Below are 24,347 nucleotides of genomic sequence, written 5' to 3'. Positions count from 1 at the left end.
GGCCACCCGCCGCCGCCCGGCCGCCGCCACGGCGCACCGTTCCCGCCTCCCCCGGTGTACCGGCGCCGAACGCCGCACACACGGAAATCATCGCACCGCCCGCCCCTCGGTGGCGGGTCGGGCGAAGTTATCCACAGGCAGGCGGCCCCGGAGCGAGAGTTATCCACAGGCTGAAGAAGGGACTTCCCTCCCCCGGCCCTCTCCACCGAGAGTGAGGACATGGACACACGCTCCCTCACTCACCGACACCACGACGACCACCCGAACCCCGACACGCCGTGGCAGGCCGCGCTCACCCGCCTGGCCGCCACCCAGGGCGGACTGCTCACCGCAGGCCAGGCCCACACGCTGGGCCTCACCGCGCCGGACGTCCGACGGCTGCTCGCAGACGGAGCCTGGCAACGCGTGCTGCCCGGCGCCTACCTCGTCCTACCGGGCGCACCACCGGGCGCGGCGCGGAGGCCCACCAGCGGCCGGCCACCGGCCACCGTGCCGGGTCCGCCACCACGCACCCTGGTGCGCGCCGCGCAACTGCTGTACGGCCGCGAGGCGGTGGCGATCGGTGAGACGGCGGCGCGGCTCCACGGCCTGCAGGGCCTCCCCCCTTGGGACGGCCGGATCACCCTGGCCCTGCCCGGAGGGCCTCCGGCACACCCTCCGCCCACGCCGGAGATCGCGATCCGCCCGACAACGATCGCACCGGAGGACCGCCTCACCGAGGGCGGGGTCCACCTGACCACGCCGGAGCGGACTGCCGCCGACCTCCTCACCGTTCTCGACCGAGAACACGCCGTCTCGGTCCTGGACTGCGCGGTGCACCGCGGGCTCCTGGCCCCGGAGCGCCTCGGCGAGGTGGGCCGCCGGCTGCGCCAGCGGCACCCACCGACCGGAGACGGCACCCACCAGGGACGTCCTCCGCCAGGTCTCGGTTGGCTGGACCTCGTGGACGGCCGGGCCCAGTCGCCACTGGAGACACGCATTCGACTCATCTGCACGGACGCGGGGGCGCCACCGGAGACCGTGCAGTGGCCGATGCGTCATCCCACGACGGGCCGGCTGCTGGGCATCACCGACCTCGGCTGGCCCAGCCGAGGGGTGGCCGTGGAGGCGGACGGCGACACCGTCCACTCCGACCCGGGCGCGCTGCACCAGGACCGGCTGCGGCAGAACGCCCTGCTGACGGCCCTGCCCGGCCTGATCCTGCTGCGGTTCACCTGGGCGGACACCCGTCACCCGGAGTACATCGGGGAGATGGTGCGCCAGGCGTTGGCTCGGCCGTGGGAGTACAGGACGGACGCCCACCACATGGGATGCCCCGGAGAGGAGTTCTGACCCGGAGGGCTGCCCGGTGAGTGAGACGGCGGGTGGAGCAGGAAGGAGCGCAGGCAGGGCTGGGCGAGGGGCAGCGGGCAAGGGGCAACGGGCAGCGGGCAAGGGGCAACGGGCAACGGGCAACGGGCAACGGAGGGTAGGGGACGAAGGGCGCGCGCGGGGGATGGGCGGCAGGGCAGCGCGGCGGCGGTGAAGGGCTCAGGGCGAGCGGGAGCAGGCGGCCGAGGCAGGGCAGGGCAAAGGGTCAAGGCCCGGGTTGAGGAGGCAGGGAGAGGGCGGGGCCCAGCAGGTAGGGCGCGCGCAGGGACTGGGAAGGCGGGACGAGGGCGGGGCCGCAGACGGGTCGCGGGAGGGCAGGGGAGGGCGAGGGCGGGGCCCAGAAGGCGGGGCGCAGGGCAGGGGGAGGCGGAGGCGGACGGGAGCGGCCGACAATCCCAGCTAGCCAGCCCAAGGTGGGCGGGCAAGGGATGCGAATGCGGACGAACGGCCGGCCGAGCCCGGGTTTCCGCCTGGCCACAGGCCATCCGGGGAACACAGCGAGAGGTCCTGGCGCCCCGCGGGGATGAGGGCTGGGCGCGGGGCGGGACCGGGAGGGGCGGGGGCCGAGGGCCGAGGGGAACGGGCCGGGCAAGGTGGGAGGGGGTGAGCGCGGGGCGGGGGTGGGGCCCGGGAGGCGAGGAAGGGGAGGGTGGGGGGTGGGGGGGTGGGGGGGTGGGGGGGTGGGGGCCCGAGGGAAAAGAAGAGGGAGCAGGGGGAGCAGTGGGAAAGAAGGGGCTCAGGTGGCGGCAGGAAAAGCAGGGCAGGAAAAGCAAGGGGGGACTGGGCTGCCACTCTGGAGGCATGTACCAGGAAAGGGCATCGAGGCTCGGTGACGGCAGCATGCTGTGGAGTGACACGGCGCGTTCGGCCGGCTCCCAGACCCGCGTGACGCCGGACGGCTGCCTCGACCTCATCTGGAACGACGGCGTGTTGTTGGTGGCCGGCCCGGACACCCACGCCCACCTGATCGCGAACCTCCCCGGCTCGGCCTTCGTCGGCCTGCGATTCGCCCCGGGCACCGGCCCGGCGGTCCTCGGAGTCCCCGCCGCGGAGCTGCGTGATCTGCGCGTTCCGCTGGACCGCCTCTGGCCCGGCGACCGAGTCCGCCTCCTGGCCGCCCGGGTCTCCGCGGCGGAGCCCTCAGCGCGCGGCTCGCTCCTGGAGGCCATCGCGCTGTCGCGCCTCGCCGACCACGGCGGGCCCGATCCCGCCACCCGGCTCGTCGCCGCCCGCCTGCGGGAGGGCGGCACCGTGGAGCGCGCCGCGGCAGCGGTCGGCCTCAGCCGGCGCCAACTGCATCGGCGCTGCCTCGACGCCTTCGGTTACGGCCCGAAAACCCTCGCCCGGGTTCTCCGGCTCGACCGCGCCCTCCGGCTGGCCCGCTCCGGCATGCCGCTCGCCACCGTGGCGGCCACAGCGGGATACGCGGACCAGCCCCATCTGGCGCGGGACGTCAAGGACCTCACCGGTGTCCCGCTCAGCTCGCTGTGCCCCAGAGGCCCCAGAGGCCCCGAGCGCCCCAGGCGCCCCACTCACCCCGCAGGCAGCGCCGCGAAGAGGTCGACCCCGTTGCCGTCCGGGTCGAGGACGACGGCGTAGCGCTGGCCCCAGAAGGCGTCCCACGGCGCCAGGTGCCCGGTGTATCCGGCCTCGACCAGTTCCGCGTACGTCTCGTCCACGCCGGCCGGCGTTTCGCAGTCGAAGGCGAGGCCGAAGCGGGAGCGCCCGTGCGGCGGCGCAACCCAGTCGGGGTCGAAGGAGCGGATGGTCTCCTCGGTGTCCCAGGCGATCCGCAGGCCGCCGGGCAGCGCCGCCTCCACGTGCGGTTGCTTGGCGGCGTCCGGCGGGATGTCCAGGCCGAGCCGGCGGTAGAAGGCGAGGGTGGCGCCCATGTCCGCCACGACCAGGCCCACGACGCTGAAGCGCGGTTTCACGTTCATGGGGGCGACGCTAGCCAGCGGCCGCCCGCCGGTCTTGGACGAATGGGACGCGCCCGCTCCGAATCCGCGGCCGAAGCCGCACGCGCGTGCGCAGGCCGCTGCCACATCGGCGTGCGTATCGACATCGACGGGGCGCCCGGAAAGGGACGTGCCATGCTGGGACGGTTCGTGGTTGACGCCCCGTCTGTTTCCCTCCCGGGGGCGGGACGGGCTCGACCGATGGGGAGAGGAGCAGGCGTTGGCGGATGACCAGGTCGTGTATCCGGGCGGCTCCGCGTCGCGGGCCGTGGTGATCGGCGGCGGGCTGGCCGGTCTGCTGGCGGCCCGGGTCCTGGCGGACCACGCCGGGTCGGTGACCGTCGTGGAGCGGGACCGCTATCCCGACGGCCCCGCCTACCGCAAGGGTGTCCCGCAGTCCCGCCACACCCACATCTTCCTCACGGGCGGCCAGGAGGCCCTGGAGTCGCTGCTGCCCGGTGCGCTCGGGGAGCTGGCGGCGGCCGGCGCCAAGCGGCTGGCCCTCCCCCGTGACCTGCTGGTGCACACGCAGGTCGGATGGCAGCGGCGCTACCACCACGAGCGGCACAGCATGCTGTGCTGCACCCGCCCGCTCCTGGACCACGTGGTCCGGGCCAGGATCCTCGCCGATCCGCGGATCGAGGTGCTGCAGGCCACGGACGCGGTGTCGCTGGTCGGCGACGCGCGCCGGGTGACCGGGGTGCGGGTGCGCTCGCGGGACGGCGAGCGCGGGGAGCGCGAGCTGCCGGCGGAGCTGGTGGTGGACGCCACCGGGCGGGGGTCGCGTGCCCCGGAGTGGCTGCGCGCGCTGGGGATCACGTCCGCGCCGGAGGAGGAGTCCGACTCCGGGATCGCCTACGCCACCCGTGCGTTCCGGATGCCGAAGCCTCCCTTGGAGGACCCGAACGTCGGCCTCTACATCCAGCCGCAGCCGGACTGTCCGCGGGGCGGCGGCATCATTCCGGTGGAGGACGACCAGTGGCTGCTGACGGTGTACGGGACGCACGGCCACCATCCGGACACCGCGGAGGAGTCGTTCCTGGAGTTCACGACCCGGCTGCCGGACTCCTTCCTGCATGAGGTGATGCGGGACGCGGAGCCGCTGTCACCGATCCACGGTTTCCAGAACACCGCGAACCGGCGGCGGCGGTACGACCGCATGGAGCCCTCGTGGGCGGAGGGCTTCGTGGCGATCGGCGACGCCGCGTGCACCTTCAACCCGGTCTACGGGCAGGGCATGTCGGTCGCCTGCCTGGGCGCCGTGGCGCTGCGCCGGGTGCTCGCCGAGGCGGGCGGGCTGGCGCCGGGGGTGGCGGCGGCCGCGCGCGGGGCGATCGCGCAGGCCGCCGAGTCGGCCTGGATCACCGCGACGGGGGCGGACCAGCCGTACATCGCCATGGCCGGGTCGGGCGGGGGACGGCCGGCCACCCGGCGTGGGCTCGCCGAGCGGTTCCAGGGCTGGTACCTGACCCGGCTGGTGGCACACGCGGCGGTGGATCGGGTGGTGGGCGCGGCCTTCCGCGACGTCGCCTACCTCACCGCGCCACCGACTCGCCTGTTCTCCCCGGCCGTGGCGCTGCGCACGGTCTTCCTGCCGTACCGGCCGGCGTCGTCCACTCCTCCCCTGGTGGTCGAGCCCGCCGGCTGACCCGCCGGTCGCCCCCGCCCCGCCCGACCGCCCCGGCGGCCCACGTCGGCCACGCCTCTCGGGGCGGTCGTCGCGGGCGTGGGCCGCCGCGGGTTGATGGCGGGTGCCGGCGCCGATCAGCTCTCGCAGCCGACGCCGTCGCCGTCGCGGTCGAGGTGCGAGCCGTACCCCGGGTCGCCCACCTCCACCGGGGCGGCGCCGGCGGCGCGCGCCTCGGTGCAGTTCTGGTAGTAGACGGCGCCGCCGCCCTCTCCCCCGCCGTCGCCTTCCTCCTCGACCGGCGGCACCGGAGTGTCGACGGCCGGCGCGGTCACGGTGGTGGTGACCTCCACGGTCTGGGTGGCGGTCACCGTCGCGGTGGCGGTCGCGGTGACCGTCGCGGTCGCGGTCACCGTCGGGGCGGCCTCGGGTGCCGGTGCGGACGGGCTGGCGCTCGGCACCACGGTCGGCTGCGCCGACGCAGCTTCGGGGTCCTGGCTCTGCTCACTCCCCGACGCTCCGGCGGCGCCGAAGACGAAGCCCAGGAACACGCCGATCGGCAGCAGGAAGCGTCGACGGCGGTGCCAGGAGAGGCGGGTGGCGGACGCGGCCGGTGGAGAGGCGGGAACGCCCCACTGGGGCGGGTGGGATGACATGTTCGCATCTTCGACGGCGCCGCGGCGGGTGCGCGGGCGGTTCATCACCTCGTGACCGGAGCGTCTCCCTCACGAGAGGTGGGGGGAGAGCAGCGGTCTCCGACGGCATGGTCGCCCACGGCCCGGTGGAACCGTGCGCCGGTGTCGCTCCGTCCTCGTGCGGACGGGCGGAGGGTGTCTCGGTCGCCCGTCGGCGCGCATCCAGCTCACGAGAATCATGGCCGAAAACAGCTCTGGACACCCGGTGAACAGGGGGCGGAACGCCGTGGGAACGGAAGATCGGGACGCCGTGGTGACCTCCGAGGTGGACGGCGTGGCACCGGGCCCGGCGGCGCGGGAGGACGACGGCGGCCCGGCCACCGTCTCCCCCGAGCGGGAGGCGGCCGGGCCGCGGCGCCGGGTGTTCACCCGCCGTCGGGCCCTGGCCTGGTCGGCGGGGGTGGGCGGCGGACTGCTGCTGCCGCCGACGGCGGCGGCCGGCGCCCTGCGCGCGGGGTACAGCGGGACGCCGGATCTACGCGCCCGTACCCGTGGGCGGGACGCCGTGTGGCTCGGCCACGCCTGGGTGGACGGCCGTAGGACGGACGCGGACGTGGCCTCCTTCCTCCGCCCCCTGTCCACCACCGGCATCAGGGACCTCTACGTGCACACCGGTCCCCTGGAGAACGACGGCACGCTGCGATCCGACCGCTATCCGCGCGCCGAGTGGCTGATCGCCGCCGTGCGGGAGGCGCTTCCCGGGGTGCGGGTGCAGAGTTGGCTGGGGCAGCACCTGGCCACCGAGTACCCCGGTGGCCTCGACCTGGACGCCCCCCGCTCCCGGGAGAACGTGCTGGGCGCGGCGCGGCAGGTGCTGCGGGTGGGGTTCGACGGGGTGCACTACGACCTCGAACCGCTCCATTCCGGCGGCGTGTCCTGGCTGGAGCTGATGGATGCCACCTGGGCGCTGACCCGGGAGCAGGGCCGCGTCTTCTCGGTGGCCGTTCCGCAGATCGATCCGTTGCCGGGGCTGCACACGGTCGCCAAGGCGCTCTTCGACCACCCGAAGTGGTGGTCGCAGGAGTACTTCGCGCAGACGGCGCGCCGTGCCGACCAGGTGGCGGTGATGTCCTACGACACGGCGATGGTGACGCAGGGTCTGTACGGCGGGTATGTGGCGCAGCAGACCCGGCTGGCCCTGGAGGTGACCCCGCCGGAGGTGGATCTGCTCATGGGGCTGCCCGCCTACCACGACAACACGCTGGGTCACCGGGAGTCGGCGGAGACGGTGGCGGCGGCGATCCGCGGGGTGCGGCTGGAGCTGGGGCGCCGGGACGTGGAGCGGGAACGGTTCGGGGTGGCGCTGTACGTGGACTTCGCGGCAACGGAGCAGGACTGGCGGTCCTACCGGGAGGGCTGGGTGGAGCCGCCCCGGTAGGACCGGGGCGGGCTCCGGGAGGGACCGCGGCGTCAGTGCTCCGGCGTCAGGAAGCCCTGGTCGACGAGGAGGCGGATCGACTCGGGGGTGCGCTCGCGCAGGGCGGTGGGGTCCTCGCCGAGCAGGGCCGCGATGGCGTCGACGATCTCTCCGGCGCGGAGCGTGCCGTCGCAGGCGCCGGCGAATCCGGCTCCGACGGTGTCGACCCGGGTGGCGCGTCGCATGCCGCGCTGCTGACGCAGCACCACGTGCTCCGGGTCCTCCGCGCCCGGCAGGCCGACCTGCTCCTGCAGGACGCCCTCGGTGATCCGGAAGCGGGTTTCCAGCAGGGCCTTGTCGTCGTGGTCGCGCAGCCAGTCCTGGCGGGCGAACCAGTCCTCGATCTCGGGGCCGAGTGGCTGTTCCACCGGGTGCGGCCACTCCTCCAGGCGGACGACGGGGCGTTCGGCGCCGCTGGCGCGCAGGGTGATCCAGCCGAAGCCGACGGCCTCCACGCCGTCGCGGGCGAAGGTGTCCAGCCAGGCGTCGTAGTGGCGGGCGTAGGCGCTGTCGGGGCCGCGGTCCCCCTCGTGGTCCCCGGCGTCCCGCAGCCACAGCTCGGCGTACTGGGCCGGGTCCTGCACTTCGCGCTGCACCACCCACGCGTCGCAGCCGTCCGGCAGCCAGCCGCGCACCCGTTCGCGCCAGTCCTCTCCCCTGACGTGCTGCCAGTTGGCGAGGAGCTGGCAGTACCCGCCGGGGGCGAGGTGGTCGCCGGCGTGGGAGACGAGGGTGCGGACCAGTTCGTCGCCGGGCAGGCCGCCGTCGCGGTAGGTGAACCGGCCGCGCGGGGAGATGACGAACGGCGGGTTGGAGACGATCAGGTCGAACCGTTCGCCGGCGACCGGTTCGAACAGGCTGCCGTGGCGCAGGTCGACGTTGCTGACGCCGGACAGGGCGGTGGTGAGCCTGGCGACCCGCAGCGCCCGGGGGTTGAGGTCGGTGGCGACGACCCGCTCGGCGTGCGGGGCGGCGTGCAGGGCCTGTACGCCGCAGCCGGTGCCGAGGTCCAGGGCCCGGGAGACGGGTCGGCGCACGGTGATGGCGGACAGCGTGGTGGAGGCGCCGCCCGCGCCGAGCACGAGGTCGGCGCCTGCGGCGCGCCCGCTGCCGGCGGCGCCGCCGGCTCCGCCGACGGCCCGGCCGAGGTCCGCGACGATCCACCAGTCCTGCTCGGCCTCCCCGTAGGGGCGGATGTCGACGGTGGCGCGGACCTCGTCCGTGTCGCCGGCGGCCTCCAGCCAGCCGGCGGCGAGGCACTCGGCCAGCGGGAGGGCCGCGGCGGCCGCCGCCCTCGGAACGGGGCACTGCAGGAGGAACAGCCGGACGAGGGCCTCCAGCGGGCCGCCGGTGCGGGTGGCGCGCATCGCCGGGACGGTCTCGTTGCGGGACAGGGCCGCGTAGGCGGTGGCGCCCAGCAGGTCCAGGCAGCCGTCCGGGGTGAACCCGTGGGTGCGGAGGGCTTCGCGCAGCAGCGCGGTCGCCGGGGCGTCGGGGTCGGGCAGCGCGGTGCCGCCGGGGTGCTGGTGCGTGCTCACCGGCTCATTGTGCTACGCGCCCACCACCCCGACGGTAAGGCGTGACGTTCGGTGACGCGCTTCCGCGGTCGTCACTCGGTGTTCTGGGCGTCGTCCTCCGCCGCTTCCTCCTCGGCCCCCGACTGCTCCGGGGAGGCGGACGCTTCCGCGGCCGGCGAGGCGGAGGAGGAGGGGGCGGCCGAGGGGGAGCCGGACGCGGAGGGGGACGCCTCGGGGCCGGCCACGCTGGCGCAGCCCGGCTGGCTGGCTATGGCCTGGCCGGTTTCGCCGGTCTGGAGGTCCTCCAGGGCGCTGCGGGAGAGCCGGTTGAGGTCCTGGATGTCGTCGGGGAGTTCGCCGAGGCCCTGGGCGAAGGCCGCCTGGTCGCTGGTGTCCAGCTCGTCGATCCTGCTCTGGGCGTTGTCGTAGCCTTCGGCGACCTGCCGCAGCTCGGTGACGGCCTGGGTCTGCAGTTCCGCCCCGCCCTCCACCTCGGGGGGCGGCCCGGCCATCTCCAGTGCCTCGGCGAGGGCCGTGTTGGCCGCGGCAAGTTTGCCGAGGTCGGTGGACAGGCGCTTCTGCAGCTCGGCGGGCTGCTCGCCGTCCTTGACGGCGCCCATGTCGGCGAGCGCGGCGTTGGCGTCGGCGATCGGCTGGGCGGCGGGTTCGCAGACCTGCTGCGCCCAGGCGTTGAGTTCCTCGGTGTTGTCGTCCCCGGCGCATCCGGCGGCGGTGAGGAGGGTGAGTGCGGCGGGCAGCACGGCGAGTACCGCGCGGGTGCGTCGCGGGGGGCGCCGCCGTGCCGTGTGCCGCATCGGCGCCGTCGTCGTCCCGGCCGCCGGCCCGGTCAGGGGCCCGCCAAGGTCCGCGCGTCCGTCCACCCGGTAGCCCCGCTTCCTGTCGTCCTCCGCGCCAAGGCACGGCCCAGCCTGCCGTCGGGGGGCGAGTGTAACGGCCTGGTGTAGGGGTGGAGGAACGTTCCAGGTCAGCGCCGGGGGCGGTTCGACGGGCGCGGGTTGGGCGCGGATGGAGCAGGGCCCGGGCGCCGGTGGCCGACGCCCTCGGGGCGCGGCCTCAGGAGCGCAGGACGGTGGGAGCCTGGCCGCGGGCGGTGCCGAGCGCTTCGGCGGGCCAGCTCATCCGCAGCACGCCGCCGTCGGCGCCGGCGTGGACCTCCACGTCGTCGACGAGTCCGCTGATCACCGCGAGGCCCATGTCCGCGGTGGTGGGCTCGTCGTCGGCGTCCGCTTCCGGCCGGGACTGGCCGGGGACCCGGGCGTCCGCGTCCTCGCTGGGCGCGTGGTCGCCGACCTCGATGGTGAAGCGGTCCGGGGTCTCGGTGAGCGCCACCCGCACCGGTTCGGTGATCCCGTGCTGGACGTGCAGCGAGACCGCCCTGGTGCACGCCTCTCCGACGGCGAGCCGGACCTCGTCCAGGATGGCCTCGTCGACCCCGGCTCTGCGTGCCACCGCCGCCGCCACCAGCCGGGCGGTGCGCACGTGCTCGGGAAGCGCGCTGAATCGGAGTTCGACGGTTGCCATGTGTTCCCCTCGGCTGGTGCGGCAGGTGCGCGGGGCCGGGCGGGTTCGGCGTCTCCGGGCCCGGGTGCGCTGCGGTGCATCGTGCCACGCCAGCGGCGCCGGCCGGCGGCGCGGACCGCGCAGCGGCGCGGCGGCGCCACGGAGCGTGACCGTGTGGGTCCGGAGAGCGGGCCGAAGCCGCGTGCTGCCTCGGCCGCCGCCCGCTCTTCGGACCGCGTCAGTCGGTGGCCGAAACCGCCTCGTCGACCGAGGTGTGGATCGGGAACACCTTGGTCAGACCGGTGATGCGGAAAATCTTCAGGATGCGTTCCTGGTTGCACACCAGCCGCAGGGACCCCTCGTGTGCCCGCACCCGCTTCAGGCCTCCGACGAGCACACCGAGCCCCGTCGAGTCCAGGAAGTCGACGGCCTCCATGTTCACGATCAGGTGGTAGTTGCCGTCGTTGACCAGCTCGACCAACTGCTCGCGCAGCTTCGGAGCGGTGTACACATCGATCTCGCCACCGACCTCGACCACGGTGCGGTCGCCTACGGTTCGAGTCGACAGGGACAGGTCCACGGATCCTCCAGCGCCTTGCGTCGAGCGGTCAGCCCCCCATGGATCGGCAGCCGCGGCGACATTCAACCACTTATCGGGCCGGGGACACGATGCCTTGCCGCGATTGTCAGCCACCAGTGTCGGGGCATGGGCTGCCTGCGCGGACCGTCCCCGGTGCGACACTGGGCCCGATGGCCCCGCAATACCCACCGCTCGACACGCGGCCGGCGCAGGTGCTCACCCGGCTCACGGCGCCGCACGGCCGGACCGAGCGTGTCACCCATACGGAGCACCTGCCCGCGCGCCCCGGGCGTCATGCCGACTGGCCCGAGGGGATCGCGCCGGAGGTCGTGGCCGCGTTCCGGCATGCCCTCGGCATCGAACGGCCGTGGGAGCACCAGAGCGCGGCGGCCCGCGCCGCGCTGGCCGGCCGTTCGGTGGTCCTGGCCACCGGCACCGCGTCCGGCAAGTCGGCCGCCTACCTGGCGCCGGTCCTGACCACGCTGCTGGAGGGGGCGGCGACCCGCGGCGGCCGTGGCGCCACCTCCATGTACCTGGCACCCACCAAGGCGCTGGCGGCCGACCAGCTGCGCGTGCTCCAGCGCCTGCTGCGCGGCCCGTGGGCGGCTCCGGGCGGCGACAGCGGCGATGCCGGAGGCGCGGGGGACCGTGGCGCCCCCGGCGGCGGGCTTTCCCGCCTGGACGCGGCCCTCTACGACGGCGACACCCCACCGGAGGAGCGGGAACGGGTCCGCCGCTACAGCCACCACGTGCTGACCAACCCGGACATGCTGCACCGCGGCATCCTTCCCGACCACGCCCGCTGGGCCTCGTTCCTGCGGGCCCTGCGCTATGTGGTGGTGGACGAGTGCCACAGCTACCGCGGGGTTTTCGGCTCGCACGTGGCGCAGGTGCTGCGCCGGTTGCGTCGGGTGTGCGCCCACTACGGTTCGTCGCCGGTGTTCGTGCTGGCCTCGGCCACCGTGTCGGCTCCCCAGGCCGCCGCGTCCCGGCTCACCGGTCTGGAGACGGTGGCGATCAGCGACGACGCCTCCCCGCGGGGGCCGCTCACCTTCGTGCTGTGGGAGCCCCCGTTGACGCCGCTGCGCGGTGAGCGGGACGCCCCGGTGCGGCGCAGCGCCACCGCCGAGGCCGCCGAGCTGCTGACCGACCTGGTGCTGGACGGCGTCCGCACGGTGGCCTTCGTCAAGTCGCGCCGGGGCGCGGAGGTGATCTCCCTGGTGGCCCGGGAGCGCTTGGCGGAGGTGGACGGGCAGGGCACCGGCAGCCCGACGGGCCTGGCCTCGCGGGTGGCCGCCTACCGGGGTGGCTACCTGCCGCAGGAGCGGCGGCGGCTGGAGCGTGATCTGCACGCGGGGCGGTTGCTGGGCCTGGCGTCCACGCCGGCGTTGGAGATGGGGGTGGACGTCAGCGGCCTGGACGCGGTGCTGCTGACCGGGTATCCCGGCACGCGGGCGTCGCTGTGGCAGCAGGCCGGGCGTGCCGGGCGCGCCGGGCAGGAGGCCTTGGCCGTTCTGATCGCCCGGGACGACCCGTTGGACACCTACCTGGTGCACCATCCGAAGGCGCTGTTCGGCAGTCCGGTGGAGTCGACGGTCCTCGATCCGGACAATCCGCACGTCCTGGCGCCGCACCTGTGCGCCGCCGCGGCGGAGCGGCCGCTGACCGCCGAGGACCTGGAGCTGTTCGGCCCGTCGGCCGGCGCCGTGGTCGAGGCGCTGGTGCGGCGCGGTCTGCTGCGCCGCCGGCCGGGCGGGTGGTTCTGGACCCGTCGTGACCGGCCGGCGGCGCTGGTGGACCTGCGCGGATCCGGCGGCCCGCCCGTCCAGGTGGTGGAGGCGGCCACGGGGAACGTGCTGGGGACGGTGGACGCCGCGGCGGCGCATGGGACGGTGCACAAGGGCGCGGTTCATCTGCATCAGGGGCTGACCTATCTGGTGCGGGAGTTGGATCTGGAGAGTGGTGTGGCGCTGGTGGCGCGCGCCGACCCGCCGTACACCACCACCGCCCGGGACGTCACGGAGATCGCGATCCGGCGCACGGAGCGCACCGAGCGCTGGGGGCGCAGCGGGCTGCACTTCGGCACGGTGGAGGTGACCAGCCAGGTGGTGTCCTATCTGCGGCGCAAGCTGGTGACCGGTGAGGTGATCGGTGAGCACCGGCTGGATCTTCCGCCGCGCACGCTGGTCACCAAGGGGGTGTGGTGGACGGTTACGGAGGAGCAGTTGGCGGAGGTGGGTCTGGAGCCGCGGCGGGTTCCGGGTGCGGCCCACGCGGCCGAGCACGCCTCCATCGGGTTGTTGCCGCTGTTCGCGACGTGTGATCGGTGGGACATCGGCGGGGTGTCGGTACCGCTGCACGCGGACACCGGTCTGCCGACGGTGTTCGTGCACGACGGGCATTCGGGTGGCGCCGGTTTCGCCGAGCGTGGTTTCACGGCGGCGCGGCAGTGGTTGGCGGCGACGCGGGAGGCGATCGCGGCCTGTGAGTGCGAGGAGGGCTGCCCGTCCTGCGTGCAGTCGCCGAAGTGCGGTAACGGCAACGAGCCGCTGGACAAGGAGGGGGCGGTGCTGCTGCTGGACGTGCTGCTCGGCGAGCCGGTCGGCGGCGGATCGCCGGCGGCCGGCTGAACGGCCGGTGGCTGAGCGGCGGGTCGCTGAACGGCGGCTGCCGGGCAGGCGTCGCGCTCCCGGCCCGGGCGGGGTCGGGGGCGTGGACGGTCGCGGCGACGGGCCGGTGCCGTCGGCGCTGGGGCCGCTGTCGGTGTCGGCGCTGTGGTGTCCATGCCCGCATGGCCCTCTGCGGGCAGCGGTCGCGGGCCGGCCGCCGGGTCGACGGCCGGGCCGGCGCGGGCCGTCGCGGTGGCGACGGGGCGGGTACCGAACAGGGAGGTGGCGCCGACCTCGGTGACCACCCACACCTCGGCCCCGTCGACCCGGCAGGACGCCAGATGGGCCTGGTGGGCGTCGGTGATCCGTTCCGCCATCGCGCAGGGCGGCTCGTCGGCCTGTGGCCCCACCGCCCTCGCCGCCCCGGCGAGGGCGGCCAGGTCGGCGGCCGAGGCGGCGCGGTGGCGCAGCGTGGCCGCGTGGCCGACCGCCAGGGCCAGCAGCCCCGCTACGGCGACGAGGAGGTAGAGCCCACACATCCAGACGGTGGCGGAGCCGGTGTCCCGGGCGGGCGGTCGCCGCCGCCCGGGAGCGCCGGCCGTGCGGGCGGGGGGCGTCACGACGCCGCCTCCGGCGGTGTGGGGAGGCGGGCGGCGACCGAGAAGGGGGTGCCGAAGGCGTACTCCACGGGTGCCGTCGCGCTGGCCCGGACGGTGATCCCCGTCCGTCTGGCCAGTGCCTCGGGGCCGGGGGCCGGGGCGGAGACCTGAACGGTGACCATGCCGTCCGCCTCGGTCACGGACACCTCCGCGCCGCGGGGGGCCGCCGCCGCGGCGGCCGCGGAGGCGCGTTCCAGGCCGTCGCCACGGGCCGCCGCCCGCGCGCCGAGGGCGGCCGCGTCCACACAGCGCATCTGGGCGGCCACCGCGGTGATCAGCCAGAGCATTCCGGAGGTGAGCAGGATGAACACCGGGAGCAGCACGGCGGTCTCGGCGGTGACGTAGCCGGCTTCTCGGCGCCGCCCGCGGGCGCGTTCACTGGCCGCCATTGAGGGCTCCCACCACCAGGGCCGTGAGGGCGTCCACCACGGCTCCGGAGTTGACGACGGTGAACAGGATGCCGGCGAAGGCGCAGGCGGCGAGGGTGCCGACGGCGTACTCGGCGGTGGTCATGCCGGCGTCCGGGGGTGTGGGGGCGTGAGGCCTCCGCGTGGGACGGGCGGCCGCAGGGGACGGGATGGGGGTGCTGGTGGTGATGGTCGTGCTGGTGGGGTGCGACATGGGGGTGCTCCTTCTGGGGTGGATGAACGGTTGTGTGGACAGTGGTTCGGAGAGAGGGCCTGTGGTGTCGTGGGCCGCCGGCGGGGGTTGCTCAACCGGTCAGGTCGAGCAGCCCGTCGGCGAGCCCGACGACCACCGGTGTCACGCCGACGAGGACGAACGCCGGGAGGAAACACAGGCCGAGCGGCGCGGTGGCGAGCACGCCGGTGCGTCTGGCCATGCGCCCGGCCGCGTGCAGGCGCTCGGCTCGGTTTTCCGCCGCGAAGGAGACCAGGGCGCTGGTCGGTGGGGCTCCGGTGGTCTGCGCGCGGACGAGTACCCGGGCCAGTGGCTCCAGGCCGGGTACGTCCCAGGCCTCGGCGGGGTCGGCGCCGAGCCGAAGCCGGGAGCAGGTGTCTCGCAGCCTGCCGGCCGCCGGTTCGGGCACCGCCCGTGCGACGGCTCCGGCTGCCTCCGCGGGGGTGCAGCCGGCAGCCAGGCAGGCGGCGAGCAGCTCGGCGACGAGCGGGAGTTGGGCGTGGAGCGGATCGGTTCGGTGGGCGCGCCGAGCGTCGAGCGCGCGGCGCGCGAGACGGGTGAGGGCCGCGAGGCGGTCGAGGCCGGGAAGGGTCGGGGAGGGTTGAAGGGGCGGGGCTGTCCGCGGCGGCGGGCCCGTGGTGCGGCCCGTCTCCGAGCCGGTGTGGAGGCCCACCTCGGGCGGGGTCGATCGGGTCCAGGCCGGTGCTGGCCAGGGCCGCCGGCGTCGGTTCCCACAGCGGGCTCGTCGCCTGGGTGACGTCAGCAGCAAGGCTGCCGCGACCAGCAGGGCGGCCTGGGCGGTCGCCGTGCCGAAGGCGTTCATGGCAGGCCTCGGCGTGGTGTGCCGCCGGCGGCCAGCTCTCGGCGGTGTGACGGTCCCGGTGGCACCGCCGGACGTCTCCGCGCGGGTCGCCGTGAGGGCTTCGCCGGCCGTGTCGCGGTGGTGTTCCGGCTCTCGGGCCCGGCCACGGCCTCCAGTGCGCGCCGGGCCATCTGGGCGGTCCACCGCAGCCCCGCGATCTCCAGGGCGGCGCCCGCCAACAGGCACACGCCGCCCGCCGGGGTGTGCAGGAGGAAGTCGAGTGGTTCGGCACCGGCCGCCGAGCCGAGCAGCAGTCCGATGACCGGCAGGCCGGCGAGCAGCGCCACGGTGGCCCGTGGTCCCGCGAGGTGCCCCTGGATCTCCTGACGGGCCGCCTGTTCCGCGCGGAGCGCCCGTCCGAGCCGGTCGGTGGCCCCGGCCAGGCCGGCGCCGCTGAGTTCCCCGACCGACCAGCAGGCGGCGAGCGCCAGCAGCCCCTCGCCGCCGGGGGCCTCGGCGGCGCGGCGCAGTTCGGCGGGGATGTCGCCGCCGTGTCGGGCGGCGAACAGCAGTCGTGCCCGGTCGCGCGCCCCGAGGGCGGCCGCGCGGTGGGGTGGGGAGGCGCCGCCTTCCGGTGTGGACGACGCCTTGCGCAGGGCGTGCTCCAGTGCCTGGGTGGGCAGCCGTCCGGCGCGCAGTTCGGCGTGCAGGGTGGTGCAGAGGGCGGCGACGGCCTCGCGCCCGCGACGTCGGGTGGCGCGCAGCCGGGCGGCGCGGGCCGCCGCGGTCGCGGTGAACCAGCCGAGCGGGAGCAGGCCGGCGAGCGGCCAGCTTCCGAGGGCGAGGGCGAGGGCCGCTCCGCCCGTGACGACGGCGCAGGTGGCCAGGGAGGAGCGGGCGCGGTCGGTCCGCCGCAGGTTCGGTGGTGTGGCGTCGGAGGTGGCGGTCGGTCGGGGCCGGTGGAGCGGCCGGGCGTGGCGCGGCATCGGGGTGATGGTGGTGCCGCACGCTTCGGGGAGGCGCCACCGGCCGGCCCGGTGGCTGGCCAGTTGCCAGGCGAGGAGGAGGGCGAGGAGGCAGGTCGCGGCGGTGGCCGGGGTGGTCGTCGGGCCGGTGGTCATCGGCCGGCCCTCGCGGGGTGCATCGGCCGCGTGGTGTGCGGCGGGGGCACCGCTCCCCGGCGCCGGGTGCCCGGTGGGGCGGCGGCCGGTGAGGTGGGCCGGTCGGCGGGTGCGGCCTCGCCGGCCGGCTCCGGGTACCGGGCCGCAGGGGCGGCGGGAGCCGGGGTCCCGGCCCGGGGCGAACCGGTGTCCGCGGCCGCACTTCCCGAACGCGCGCGGTCTGGCGGGGGCTGCGCGGGGACGGCACCGGCCGGGTCGGTGGCGGGTTCGGCCCGGGCGCACAGGGCGGCGAGTTGGCTCCAGCCCGGGCCCTTGAGCAGGGTGCCGGCGGGGTCGAAGAGCGCCGCCGGGATCGTCCGTACCAGCCCGTCGGGGCCCTGGCGGAGTACGTGCACGGCGGCCAGGCGGCGGACCGCTCCGGGTCCGCGGGCCACGTGCAGCACCAGGTCCACGGCCGCGGACAGCTGGCTGTGCAGGGCGAGGCGGTCGAGTCCGGCGCTGGAGGCGAGCGCCTCCAGCCGGGCCGGCAGGTCGTCGGCCGCGTTGGCGTGCACCGTGCCGCAGCCGCCTTCGTGGCCGGTGTTCAGGGCGGCCAGCAGGTCGGTGACCTCGGCGCCCCGGACCTCGCCGACGACCAGGCGGTCGGGGCGCATCCGCAGCGCCTGCCGCACCAGGTCCCGGAGGGTCACGGCGCCGGCGCCCTCCTGGTTGGCCGGACGGGCCTCCAGCCGGACCACGTGCGGGTGGTCCGGGGCGAGTTCGGCGGAGTCCTCGGCGAGCACGATGCGCTCGTGTGGCGGGGTCGCGCCGAGCAGCGCGGCGAGGAGGGTGGTCTTGCCGCTTCCGGTTCCGCCGGTGACCAGGAAGGAGGCTTTGGCCCGGACGACCCGCCGCAGCAGGGCGGCGCCGTCGTCGCTGAGTGATCCGGCGGTCACCAGCCCGTCGAGGGTGAGGGCCCGGTGTCGGACGGCGCGCAGGGACAGGCAGGTGCTGCCGCCGGCCGCCACCGGCGGCAGCACGGCGTGCAGCCGGGTGCCGTCGGGGAGCCTGGCGTCCACCCAGGGGTGGGCGTCGTCGAGGCGGCGGCCGGCGGCGGCGGCGAGCCGTTGGGCCAGCCGGCGCACCTCGGCCGGGTTCTCGAAGCGCACGTCGGTGCGTTCCAGGCCGCGGCCGCGGTCCAGCCAGACCTCGTCGGGGGCGTTGACCAGGACGTCGGTGGTGTCGGGCAGTGCCAGCAGCGGCTCCAGCGGGCCGCAGCCGGCGAGTTCGGAGCGCAGGGTGGTGACGACGGCCAGCAGCGCGGAGCCTCCGAGTACCCGGCCGTCGGCGCGCAGCGCCTCGGCGACCCGGGCCGCGGTGGGCGGGTGTCCGGATTCGGCGAGCCGGTGCCGCACCGCCGCGACGAGGCGGCGGTCGAGCGTCGGTTCGGGTTCGTGCAGCCGTTCGGCGAACGCGGTGGTCATGCGGCACCCCCGTCCGGGGCCGGGCCGAGCGTGGGGGCGAGGGCGGTGAGGAAGGTGCGGCAGAACCGGGCGAGGGGGCCGGTGCCGCCGGCCGGGAACCGGCCGCTCTCCAGGCGGGGACCGAGGCCGGGTTCCGGATCCAGTTCCCCGGCCAGCGGGAGGGCGAGGGAGCCGGCCACCTCGGCGGGGGTCAGCCCTGAGGGTGCCGGGCCACGGGCCACCACGCGGACGTCGCGGAGCAGCATGGTGGCGGCGGCGGCGATCCGTGCCGCGGCGGCGACCGCGCGGATCTCCCTGGGCACCACCAGCAGGACGAGGTCGCACTGGCCGAGGGCCTCCACGGCGGCCTCGTCGAAGCGGCGCGGAAGGTCGATGACGACCAGTCCGCCGCGGCGGCGGGAGGCGCCGAGGACGGCGCGCATGGCGGCGGGTGGGATGGTGAGGACGTCGGAGCGGTCCCAGGAGAGCACGGCGAGTTCCGCGGACTGGCGGGGTCGGGGCAGGGCTTCGGCGAGGGCGGTGGCGTTGACCCGTCCACCGGCCCCGGCGAGGTCGGGCCAGCGCAGTCCCGGCATCTGCTCGGCGCCGAGGAGCAGGTCGAGGCCGCCGCCGAGCGGATCGGCGTCGAGCAGCATCGCGGGGCGGCCCGCTTCGGCGGCGTGTGTGGCGAGCGCGGCGGCGAGGGTGCTCGCGCCGGCGCCGCCTCGGCCGCCGACCACTCCGATGGTGAAGGCGGGCGTGCCCTGGCTCTCCACGGCATCGGCGATGCGGTCCACGAGCCACGGCTCCGCTTCCGGGAGGAAGGCGACGTGGTCGGCGCCGACCGCCATGGCGTTCCGCCACACCTGCGCGTCGTCGAGGTCCCGGCCGATCAGCAGTACGCCTTCGCGGCGGGCCGCTCCCTCGACCCAGGGGACGGCGTCGCAGCCGACCAGGATGAGCGGGGCGCTCTGCCACAGCCCGGGGGTGGGGGGATCCGTCGCGCCGCAGATCTTCTGCGGTTCCACGCCGGCGACCGCGCACAGCCTGAGCAGGTCGTCCAGCAGGCGGTCGTCGCCGGTGACGAGCAGCGGCCCCGGCTGGGCGGGGGCGTCGCGGTCGGCGGAGGGGTTGAGCAGGTCGTTGCCCATGGGGGTCTCCACTGGTTGGGGGTTCGGCCGCTGATCGCGGCCGCCCCTCCACGGTGGCGTGGATCGCCGGCGGCGCGACAGTCCCCATTCACAGCCTGTGGATAACTTTCGCCATGCTCGCGCCAATCCACGGGCGTCGCCACCGCGCGGCAGCCGGCGGCGACGGCCCGGGCGACCGCCACGTCGGCGGCGGACGACGGCGGCGTTGCCGGCGATCCCCGTGACATCGGCATCGCCGAGCGGCACGGGGGCCGCCGGCACCGCCCGCCACCGGCTCGACGGAGATCAACGAATGCCTTCCAGGATGACTCCGGGTATTTCGGTGATCCCTTGTACCGAAAACGCCGACCAGCCGAAGTCATTAGCTGGCATTAATGAGCGAGCGTCCTGGAAGGCAGGATCTCGCCAACGAATCGAGCCCCGTCGCCTATTCGCCTCTCTCCGCCCGCCCGAACGGCACGGTTGGCCCGATCCGGCCACGCGCGCCGACCGGGATACGGGGCCGCGGTGGCCCCGCGCCGCCCCGGCGTCCAGGAACGACACGGCCCCCGCCCGGGCCGTCGACTGGGGCCGACGGCGCCGAACGGGGGCGGCGAAGTCATGACGACCCCCGCCGGGGGGGAGAGCGGGGGTCGTCTCCTCGACCGTCTCCGGGGGGAAAGAGAACGGTCGGGCAACACGGCTACGCATACGCGCCGTGGCTTCCATGGTGTACCCGAAGGCCCTCATGAGCAAACCGCCCCAGAGCCTCTTACGCCGAATGGGTTCGCGCGAACGGAAGGCCGAACTGGGAAAACCGGCGAGCGGATGAACGGAGCACTCCGCACGAACCCCGGAACTCCGCATCCCCCTCCACGCGCCCCGGCCCGCGGCGCCCCCGGCCGGCCGCCGGAGCGGGCCGCCACACCAGTCCCGCCGCTCGCCGCCTCCACTTCCCTTCCGGCGGACAAAGGCGTACAAAGGGATTGACGGCCCGCGAGACCGAGCCAGGCTCCCGGACCAGGTCCCGGCCCGACGGCGCCCACGAGCACGACCGCGCCATCGACCACGGGAACCGGAACGGGCAGCAGCACGACGCGGCCCACGGACCGAGCACGAAAACCGGGCACCCACGCGCAGCCGACCCGCTGACGGGCCGCCGCACCAGGTAGGGACAGGAAGACTCCCGCCTGATCGGCAAAGAACGGTGCACGCACTGGTAACCCGGTGGACGTGTGGAACGGCGGCCTCCCGCGTGGCACGCGGGAGGCCGCCGATCCCTGTTCGAAGCCCTTCGAGGCCGAGGCGGGCCCGGTACGAACCGGCTCAGATCATCCCGCGCTGCATCGCCTCGCACACCGCGGTCGCCTCCCGCGCGCCGAGCGCGACCGCCTCGGCGCAGTGCGTCACCCACTCGGCGACGCCCTCCACGGTGCCGGAGGCGTAGCCCACGAGGGCCGCCAGGTAGCCGTCGGCCCCCGCCTCGGCGTGCCCGACCTCCGCCGGCGCGACGGCCTTCGGGTCCAACCCCTCCGCGATCAGGCAGAGGCGCTCGGCGGCACGGGCCACCAGCCCGTTGGCGCTGCCGAACGGCCGCAGGGTCAGCAGCTCGCCGTGCACCACGGCCGCGACCACCAGCGCCGGAACCTCGCCGTGCGGCCGGGTCAGCAGCTCGGCCAGCCCCTCCAGCCGGGCCGAGACCTCCTCGGCGCCGGGCAGTACCAGCCTCCCGGGCAGCGGTTCCTCGATCACGCCCTCGCCGGCCAGGCGAGGGCGTCCGACGCGCTCCGGCTCCAGCGCTCCCGCGGCGGCGACCAGGTGCATCCTGGCCAACGCCTGGAGGGGGGTGCGGCGCCACACGCCGACCAAGCCGCCCACCTCGGCGCTCAGCCGGAGCCCGGCGCCGACGGTGCGTGCCTGCTCGTCCGCCGAGAAGTCCGAGCGCCGGCGCACCTCCTCCAGCGCCCAGTCCGCGCCCGCCAGGGCGGCGGAGGCGCGGGCGCCGCGCAGCGCCGACTCGGAACTCACCTCGGGGGCTCGCCGACGCATGACCCGGTGCCGGTAGACGGCGTCGACGCCGGCACGCGCCCGCTCCACGGCGTCGGCCACGCCGGGGAGCCCGACCAGGGAGGCGAGGGGATGACTGGTATCGCTCACGGCCCGACCCTAGATGACCCGCCGAGGCGGAAGGGGCCCCGGCCCCCGGCGCTTACCTGACGCAAGGTCAGAGCCCTTCCCCGACCTAGCCGTTCGCATCCCTCCTTTCACTCTTTGGAGTGAAATTCCGAGCGGATCCCCCCGCCCCCGAGCAAGCGCCTTTACCGTTTGTTGAAGATCTCTATGCGCGTGCTTGGCCATTCGATGGTGCTTCGCACACGCACGGGGCATCTGGAGACGGCGCGCCCGCCCGGCAGAGGCGGCCGGTCGCCCGAGACCACCCCTTCGGGCGGACGCCCTCCCGCCACACCGCCGTGACACCACGGCAGCCACCGCCCCACGCCCGCCCGGCGGATGACTGTGAGGCCACAGGAGGAGACGGGACCATGACCATCCACGACCACGGACCACCCAACCCACCGCCCGCCGGCGGCGACGAGACCGAGCGATCCGCCCACGCCGCCACGGCGGCCCCCGCTGCCGCACCGAGCCCCAACGGCTCCTCGGCCGACCACTCCGGGCGCGCCGAAGCCGCCGCGCCGCCCTCCGGCACCCCCGCCCCCGCGTCCGGTCCGGGCGCGGCCAACCCCGCCACGGCGCGGTCGGCACGCGGCCGGTTCGCGGACCTCTCCGCCTCGCTGGTCGTCTTCCTGATCGCGATCCCGCTCTCCCTCGGGATCGCCCTCGCCACCGGCGCCCCGCTCCAGGCCGGGCTGGTGGCGGCGGCCGTGGGCGGGATCGTCGTGGGCCTGCTGGGCGGCGCCCCCCTCCAGGTCAGCGGCCCCGCCGCCGGGCTCACCGTGATCATCGCGGATCTGATCAACACCTACGGCTGGCGGGTGACCTGCGCGATCACCATCCTCGCCGGGCTCATCCAGATCGGCCTCGGCATGCTCCGGGTGGCCCGCGGCGCCCTCGCGGTCTCCCCGGCGATCGTGCACGGCATGCTCGCCGGCATCGGCGCCACCATCGCCCTGGCCCAGCTGCACGTGGTCCTCGGCGGGTCGCCGGAGAGCTCCGCGCTCGTCAACATCGCGGCACTGCCCGGCCAGTTGACCGGACAGCAGCCGGCGTCCACCACGTTCGGCCTGCTCACCGTGCTGGTGCTGCTCACCTGGCCCCGCCTGAGCCGCCTGCCCGGCCGCTGGTCACTGCTCGCCCAGGCTCCCGGGGCCCTGATGGCCGTGCTGGTGGCGACCCTGGTCGCCGGCGTCACCGGCAGCGACGTCCCCCGGGTGGACATCCCCTCCTGGAGCGCCCACGCCTTCCCCTCGGCACCGGAAGGCCCGGTGCTCGGCCTGATCGCCGCGGTACTGACGCTGACCGTGGTGGCCAGCGTGGAGTCACTGCTGTCGGCCGTCGCGGTGGACAAGATGCACTCGGGCCCGCGGGCAAACCTGGACCGGGAGCTCGTCGGGCAGGGTGTCGCCAACGTCGTCTCCGGGTCGCTCGGCGGCCTCGCCGTCACCGGCGTCGCCGTCCGATCCACCGCCAACGTGCGGTCCGGCGCCCGGACCAGGGCCTCGGCGACCATGCACGGCGTGTGGGTCCTGCTCTTCAGCGCCGTCGGGGTCGCGCTGCTGGAGCGCATTCCGCTGTCCTCGCTCGGCGCGCTGGTGATGGTCGTCGGCATCCAGATGGTCAACCGGGTCCACATGCGGCACGTCCACCGGCACCGGGAGTTCCCGACCTACCTGGTGACGGCGGTCGCGGTGCTGTTCACCGGGGTGCTCGAGGGGGTCGCGATCGGCATCGCCGTGGCCGTGCTGACGGCGCTGCGGCGGCTGGCGCACACCAGGGTGGAGGTGCGGCGGGAGGCCGGCGGGGTGCGGGTCCGCGCGCACGGCTCGCTGACCTTCCTGGCCGTCCCCCGGCTGAGCGGGGCCCTCAACCAGATCCCGGACGGGATGCCGGTGGTGCTGGAGCTGGACGTGGACTTCCTCGACCACGCGGCGTTCGAGGCGGTGCAGAGCTGGCGCTCCGGGTACACCGACCGGGGCGGCACGGTGGAGATCGAGGACGTGCACGGCTGCTGGGGCCGTCGGGCCACGGAGGACGACGCGACCATCCCGCCCCTGCGGGTCGGTCCGGCGCCCTCGCCGCGCTGGTTCGCTCCCTGGTCGTCCTGGCAACGGCGTCAGGGCCAGGTCTGCGCGGAGGCGGCGCTACTGGACGGCGTGCGGGAGTTCCGCCGGTCCACGGCCGAGCACGTCCAGCCGTACCTGGCCCGGCTGGCCGCCGAGGGGCAGCGGCCCGCCCAGCTGTTCATCACCTGCGCGGACTCCCGGATCGTGCCCAACCAGATCACCTCCAGCGGACCCGGTGACCTGTTCACCGTGCGCAACATCGGCAACCTCGTCCCGCGCACCGCCGACGACGCCTCGGTCGACGGGGCCTTCGGCGCCGGTGCGGGCGGTGACACCTCCGTGGCGGCGGCGCTGGAGTACGCGGTCGACGTCCTGCGGGTACCGGCGATCACGGTCTGCGGGCACTCCGGATGCGGCGCCATGCAGGCGCTGCTGGATCCGGGGCTGGACCGGGCGACCGGGCTGGGGCGCTGGCTGCGCGGCGGCGAGCCGTCGCTGAGCCGGATGGCGAGCCGGCCGGCGGTGATCGAGGGCGTCGAGTCGTCCTCGGCCGACCTGCTGTCCATGACCAACGTGGCGCAGCAGCTGGACAACCTGATGACGCACCCCTCGGTGCGGCGCCGGGTGGAGGAGGGCTCGCTGCAGCTGATCGGGCTGTTCTTCGACGTCAAGGCCGCGGCCATCTACCGCTTGGACGCCTCCGGACGGCGCTTCGTCGACCTGGCTGAGCCCTCCGAGTCGGACGCGGGGTCCGGCACCGAGGCCGGCGCCGGGGCGTCCGGCGCGCCGGATGCCCCGGAGAAGGTGGAGGTGCGCTGACCACACCCGCCGGAGCGGTCACGGACCGGGCCCAGGGCGGGGGGCAGGTCACGGGTCGGGTAGGTCCGGGTCGGGCAGGCGCGGGTCGGGCAGGCGCGGGCGGGTGGGCCGGATGCGGCCAGTCGTGGGGCGGGGTGGCGCCCCACGACCACCGCACGACACGCCGAGATGCGTGCGGGCAACGGCCGGCAGGGGA

At 75.5% G+C, this 24,347-nt stretch carries 18 protein-coding genes and 2 pseudogenes; 6 read left to right on the top strand and 14 right to left on the bottom strand.

Going from position 1 to position 24,347, the window contains the following annotated elements:
- The first annotated feature begins 219 nt into the window (after positions 1 to 219).
- Together FHU37_RS12955 and FHU37_RS12950 are read left to right on the top strand one after the other, a co-directional pair.
- Positions 220 to 1,332, top strand: coding sequence for a type IV toxin-antitoxin system AbiEi family antitoxin domain-containing protein (locus FHU37_RS12955; protein ID WP_179814336.1), 1,113 nt, complete (start codon positions 220 to 222; stop codon positions 1,330 to 1,332).
- Between the two features lie 840 nt (positions 1,333 to 2,172).
- Positions 2,173 to 2,970: a helix-turn-helix transcriptional regulator gene (locus FHU37_RS12950; protein WP_179814335.1), complete on the top strand. Its 798-nt coding sequence runs from the start codon at positions 2,173 to 2,175 to the stop codon at positions 2,968 to 2,970.
- On the opposite strand, the gene FHU37_RS12945 is transcribed toward FHU37_RS12950, so the two are convergent.
- Complete coding sequence (locus FHU37_RS12945; protein WP_179814334.1) at positions 2,904 to 3,311, bottom strand: VOC family protein; 408 nt, start codon at positions 3,309 to 3,311, stop codon at positions 2,904 to 2,906. The genes FHU37_RS12950 and FHU37_RS12945 overlap by 67 nt on opposite strands.
- Positions 3,312 to 3,549: 238 nt before the next feature.
- Between FHU37_RS12945 and FHU37_RS12940 the strand changes: the two genes are divergently transcribed.
- Positions 3,550 to 4,977 carry an NAD(P)/FAD-dependent oxidoreductase gene (locus tag FHU37_RS12940; protein ID WP_246449847.1) on the top strand — a complete coding sequence of 476 codons (1,428 nt, stop codon included), beginning with the start codon at positions 3,550 to 3,552 and terminating at the stop codon, positions 4,975 to 4,977.
- Between the two features lie 116 nt (positions 4,978 to 5,093).
- On the opposite strand, the gene FHU37_RS12935 is transcribed toward FHU37_RS12940, so the two are convergent.
- The gene (locus FHU37_RS12935; protein WP_179814332.1) at positions 5,094 to 5,612 is read right to left on the bottom strand and encodes an excalibur calcium-binding domain-containing protein; all 519 of its coding nucleotides are present in this window, start codon (positions 5,610 to 5,612) and stop codon (positions 5,094 to 5,096) included.
- 265 nt (positions 5,613 to 5,877) lie between these two features.
- Between FHU37_RS12935 and FHU37_RS12930 the strand changes: the two genes are divergently transcribed.
- The gene (locus FHU37_RS12930; RefSeq protein ID WP_312892585.1) at positions 5,878 to 7,029 is read left to right on the top strand and encodes a glycoside hydrolase family 18 protein; all 1,152 of its coding nucleotides are present in this window, start codon (positions 5,878 to 5,880) and stop codon (positions 7,027 to 7,029) included.
- 32 nt (positions 7,030 to 7,061) lie between these two features.
- Here the strand turns inward: FHU37_RS12930 and FHU37_RS12925 are convergent, their stop codons facing one another.
- The 4 genes from FHU37_RS12925 to FHU37_RS12910 form a co-directional block, all read right to left on the bottom strand.
- Entirely contained in the window at positions 7,062 to 8,606 is a 1,545-nt protein-coding gene (locus tag FHU37_RS12925) for a DUF7059 domain-containing protein (protein ID WP_312892584.1), read from the bottom strand.
- Positions 8,607 to 8,677: 71 nt separating this feature from the next.
- Complete coding sequence (locus FHU37_RS12920) at positions 8,678 to 9,400, bottom strand: small secreted protein (RefSeq protein WP_179814330.1); 723 nt, start codon at positions 9,398 to 9,400, stop codon at positions 8,678 to 8,680.
- 259 nt (positions 9,401 to 9,659) lie between these two features.
- The gene (locus FHU37_RS12915) at positions 9,660 to 10,127 is read right to left on the bottom strand and encodes an ATP-binding protein (protein WP_179814329.1); all 468 of its coding nucleotides are present in this window, start codon (positions 10,125 to 10,127) and stop codon (positions 9,660 to 9,662) included.
- Between the two features lie 217 nt (positions 10,128 to 10,344).
- Complete coding sequence (locus FHU37_RS12910) at positions 10,345 to 10,686, bottom strand: anti-sigma factor antagonist (RefSeq protein ID WP_179814328.1); 342 nt, start codon at positions 10,684 to 10,686, stop codon at positions 10,345 to 10,347.
- Between the two features lie 170 nt (positions 10,687 to 10,856).
- On the opposite strand from FHU37_RS12910, the gene FHU37_RS12905 reads away from it, so the two are divergent.
- Positions 10,857 to 13,316 carry a DNA 3'-5' helicase SftH gene (locus FHU37_RS12905; RefSeq protein ID WP_179814327.1) on the top strand — a complete coding sequence of 820 codons (2,460 nt, stop codon included), beginning with the start codon at positions 10,857 to 10,859 and terminating at the stop codon, positions 13,314 to 13,316.
- A 221-nt stretch (positions 13,317 to 13,537) separates the two neighbouring features.
- Here FHU37_RS12905 and FHU37_RS28140 read toward each other — a convergent pair.
- The 8 genes and pseudogenes from FHU37_RS28140 to FHU37_RS12865 form a co-directional block, all read right to left on the bottom strand.
- Positions 13,538 to 13,915, bottom strand: a pseudogene (locus tag FHU37_RS28140) (Rv3654c family TadE-like protein); the annotation flags it as partial.
- The gene (locus tag FHU37_RS12895) at positions 13,912 to 14,343 is read right to left on the bottom strand and encodes a TadE family type IV pilus minor pilin (RefSeq protein ID WP_179814326.1); all 432 of its coding nucleotides are present in this window, start codon (positions 14,341 to 14,343) and stop codon (positions 13,912 to 13,914) included. The pseudogene FHU37_RS28140 and the gene FHU37_RS12895, both read right to left, overlap by 4 nt.
- Entirely contained in the window at positions 14,330 to 14,575 is a 246-nt protein-coding gene (locus FHU37_RS12890) for a DUF4244 domain-containing protein (RefSeq protein ID WP_179814325.1), read from the bottom strand. Before FHU37_RS12890 ends, FHU37_RS12895 begins: the two co-directional genes overlap by 14 nt.
- Positions 14,576 to 14,666: 91 nt before the next feature.
- Complete coding sequence (locus FHU37_RS12885; RefSeq protein ID WP_246449844.1) at positions 14,667 to 15,416, bottom strand: type II secretion system F family protein; 750 nt, start codon at positions 15,414 to 15,416, stop codon at positions 14,667 to 14,669.
- On the bottom strand, positions 15,413 to 16,516 hold the full coding sequence (locus FHU37_RS12880; RefSeq protein WP_179814323.1) for a type II secretion system F family protein: 1,104 nt from the start codon (positions 16,514 to 16,516) through the stop codon (positions 15,413 to 15,415). Before FHU37_RS12880 ends, FHU37_RS12885 begins: the two co-directional genes overlap by 4 nt.
- Before the next feature lie 260 nt (positions 16,517 to 16,776).
- A pseudogene (locus FHU37_RS12875) lies at positions 16,777 to 17,922 on the bottom strand (TadA family conjugal transfer-associated ATPase); the annotation flags it as partial.
- 53 nt (positions 17,923 to 17,975) lie between these two features.
- The gene (gene ssd, locus FHU37_RS12870; protein ID WP_179814321.1) at positions 17,976 to 19,109 is read right to left on the bottom strand and encodes a septum site-determining protein Ssd; all 1,134 of its coding nucleotides are present in this window, start codon (positions 19,107 to 19,109) and stop codon (positions 17,976 to 17,978) included.
- Positions 19,110 to 20,414: 1,305 nt separating this feature from the next.
- Entirely contained in the window at positions 20,415 to 21,245 is an 831-nt protein-coding gene (locus FHU37_RS12865; RefSeq protein WP_179814320.1) for a Fic family protein, read from the bottom strand.
- 386 nt (positions 21,246 to 21,631) lie between these two features.
- Between FHU37_RS12865 and FHU37_RS12860 the strand changes: the two genes are divergently transcribed.
- Positions 21,632 to 24,151 (top strand): SulP family inorganic anion transporter, encoded by a 2,520-nt coding sequence (locus FHU37_RS12860; RefSeq protein ID WP_246449842.1) that lies wholly within the window; start codon positions 21,632 to 21,634, stop codon positions 24,149 to 24,151.
- Positions 24,152 to 24,347: the final 196 nt, after the last annotated feature.

The sequence above is a fragment of the Allostreptomyces psammosilenae genome (assembly GCF_013407765.1).
Lineage (GTDB): Bacteria > Actinomycetota > Actinomycetes > Streptomycetales > Streptomycetaceae > Allostreptomyces > Allostreptomyces psammosilenae.
Note: the sequence above shows the minus strand (reverse complement) of the source record. Positions and strands in the feature narration are given on the sequence as shown.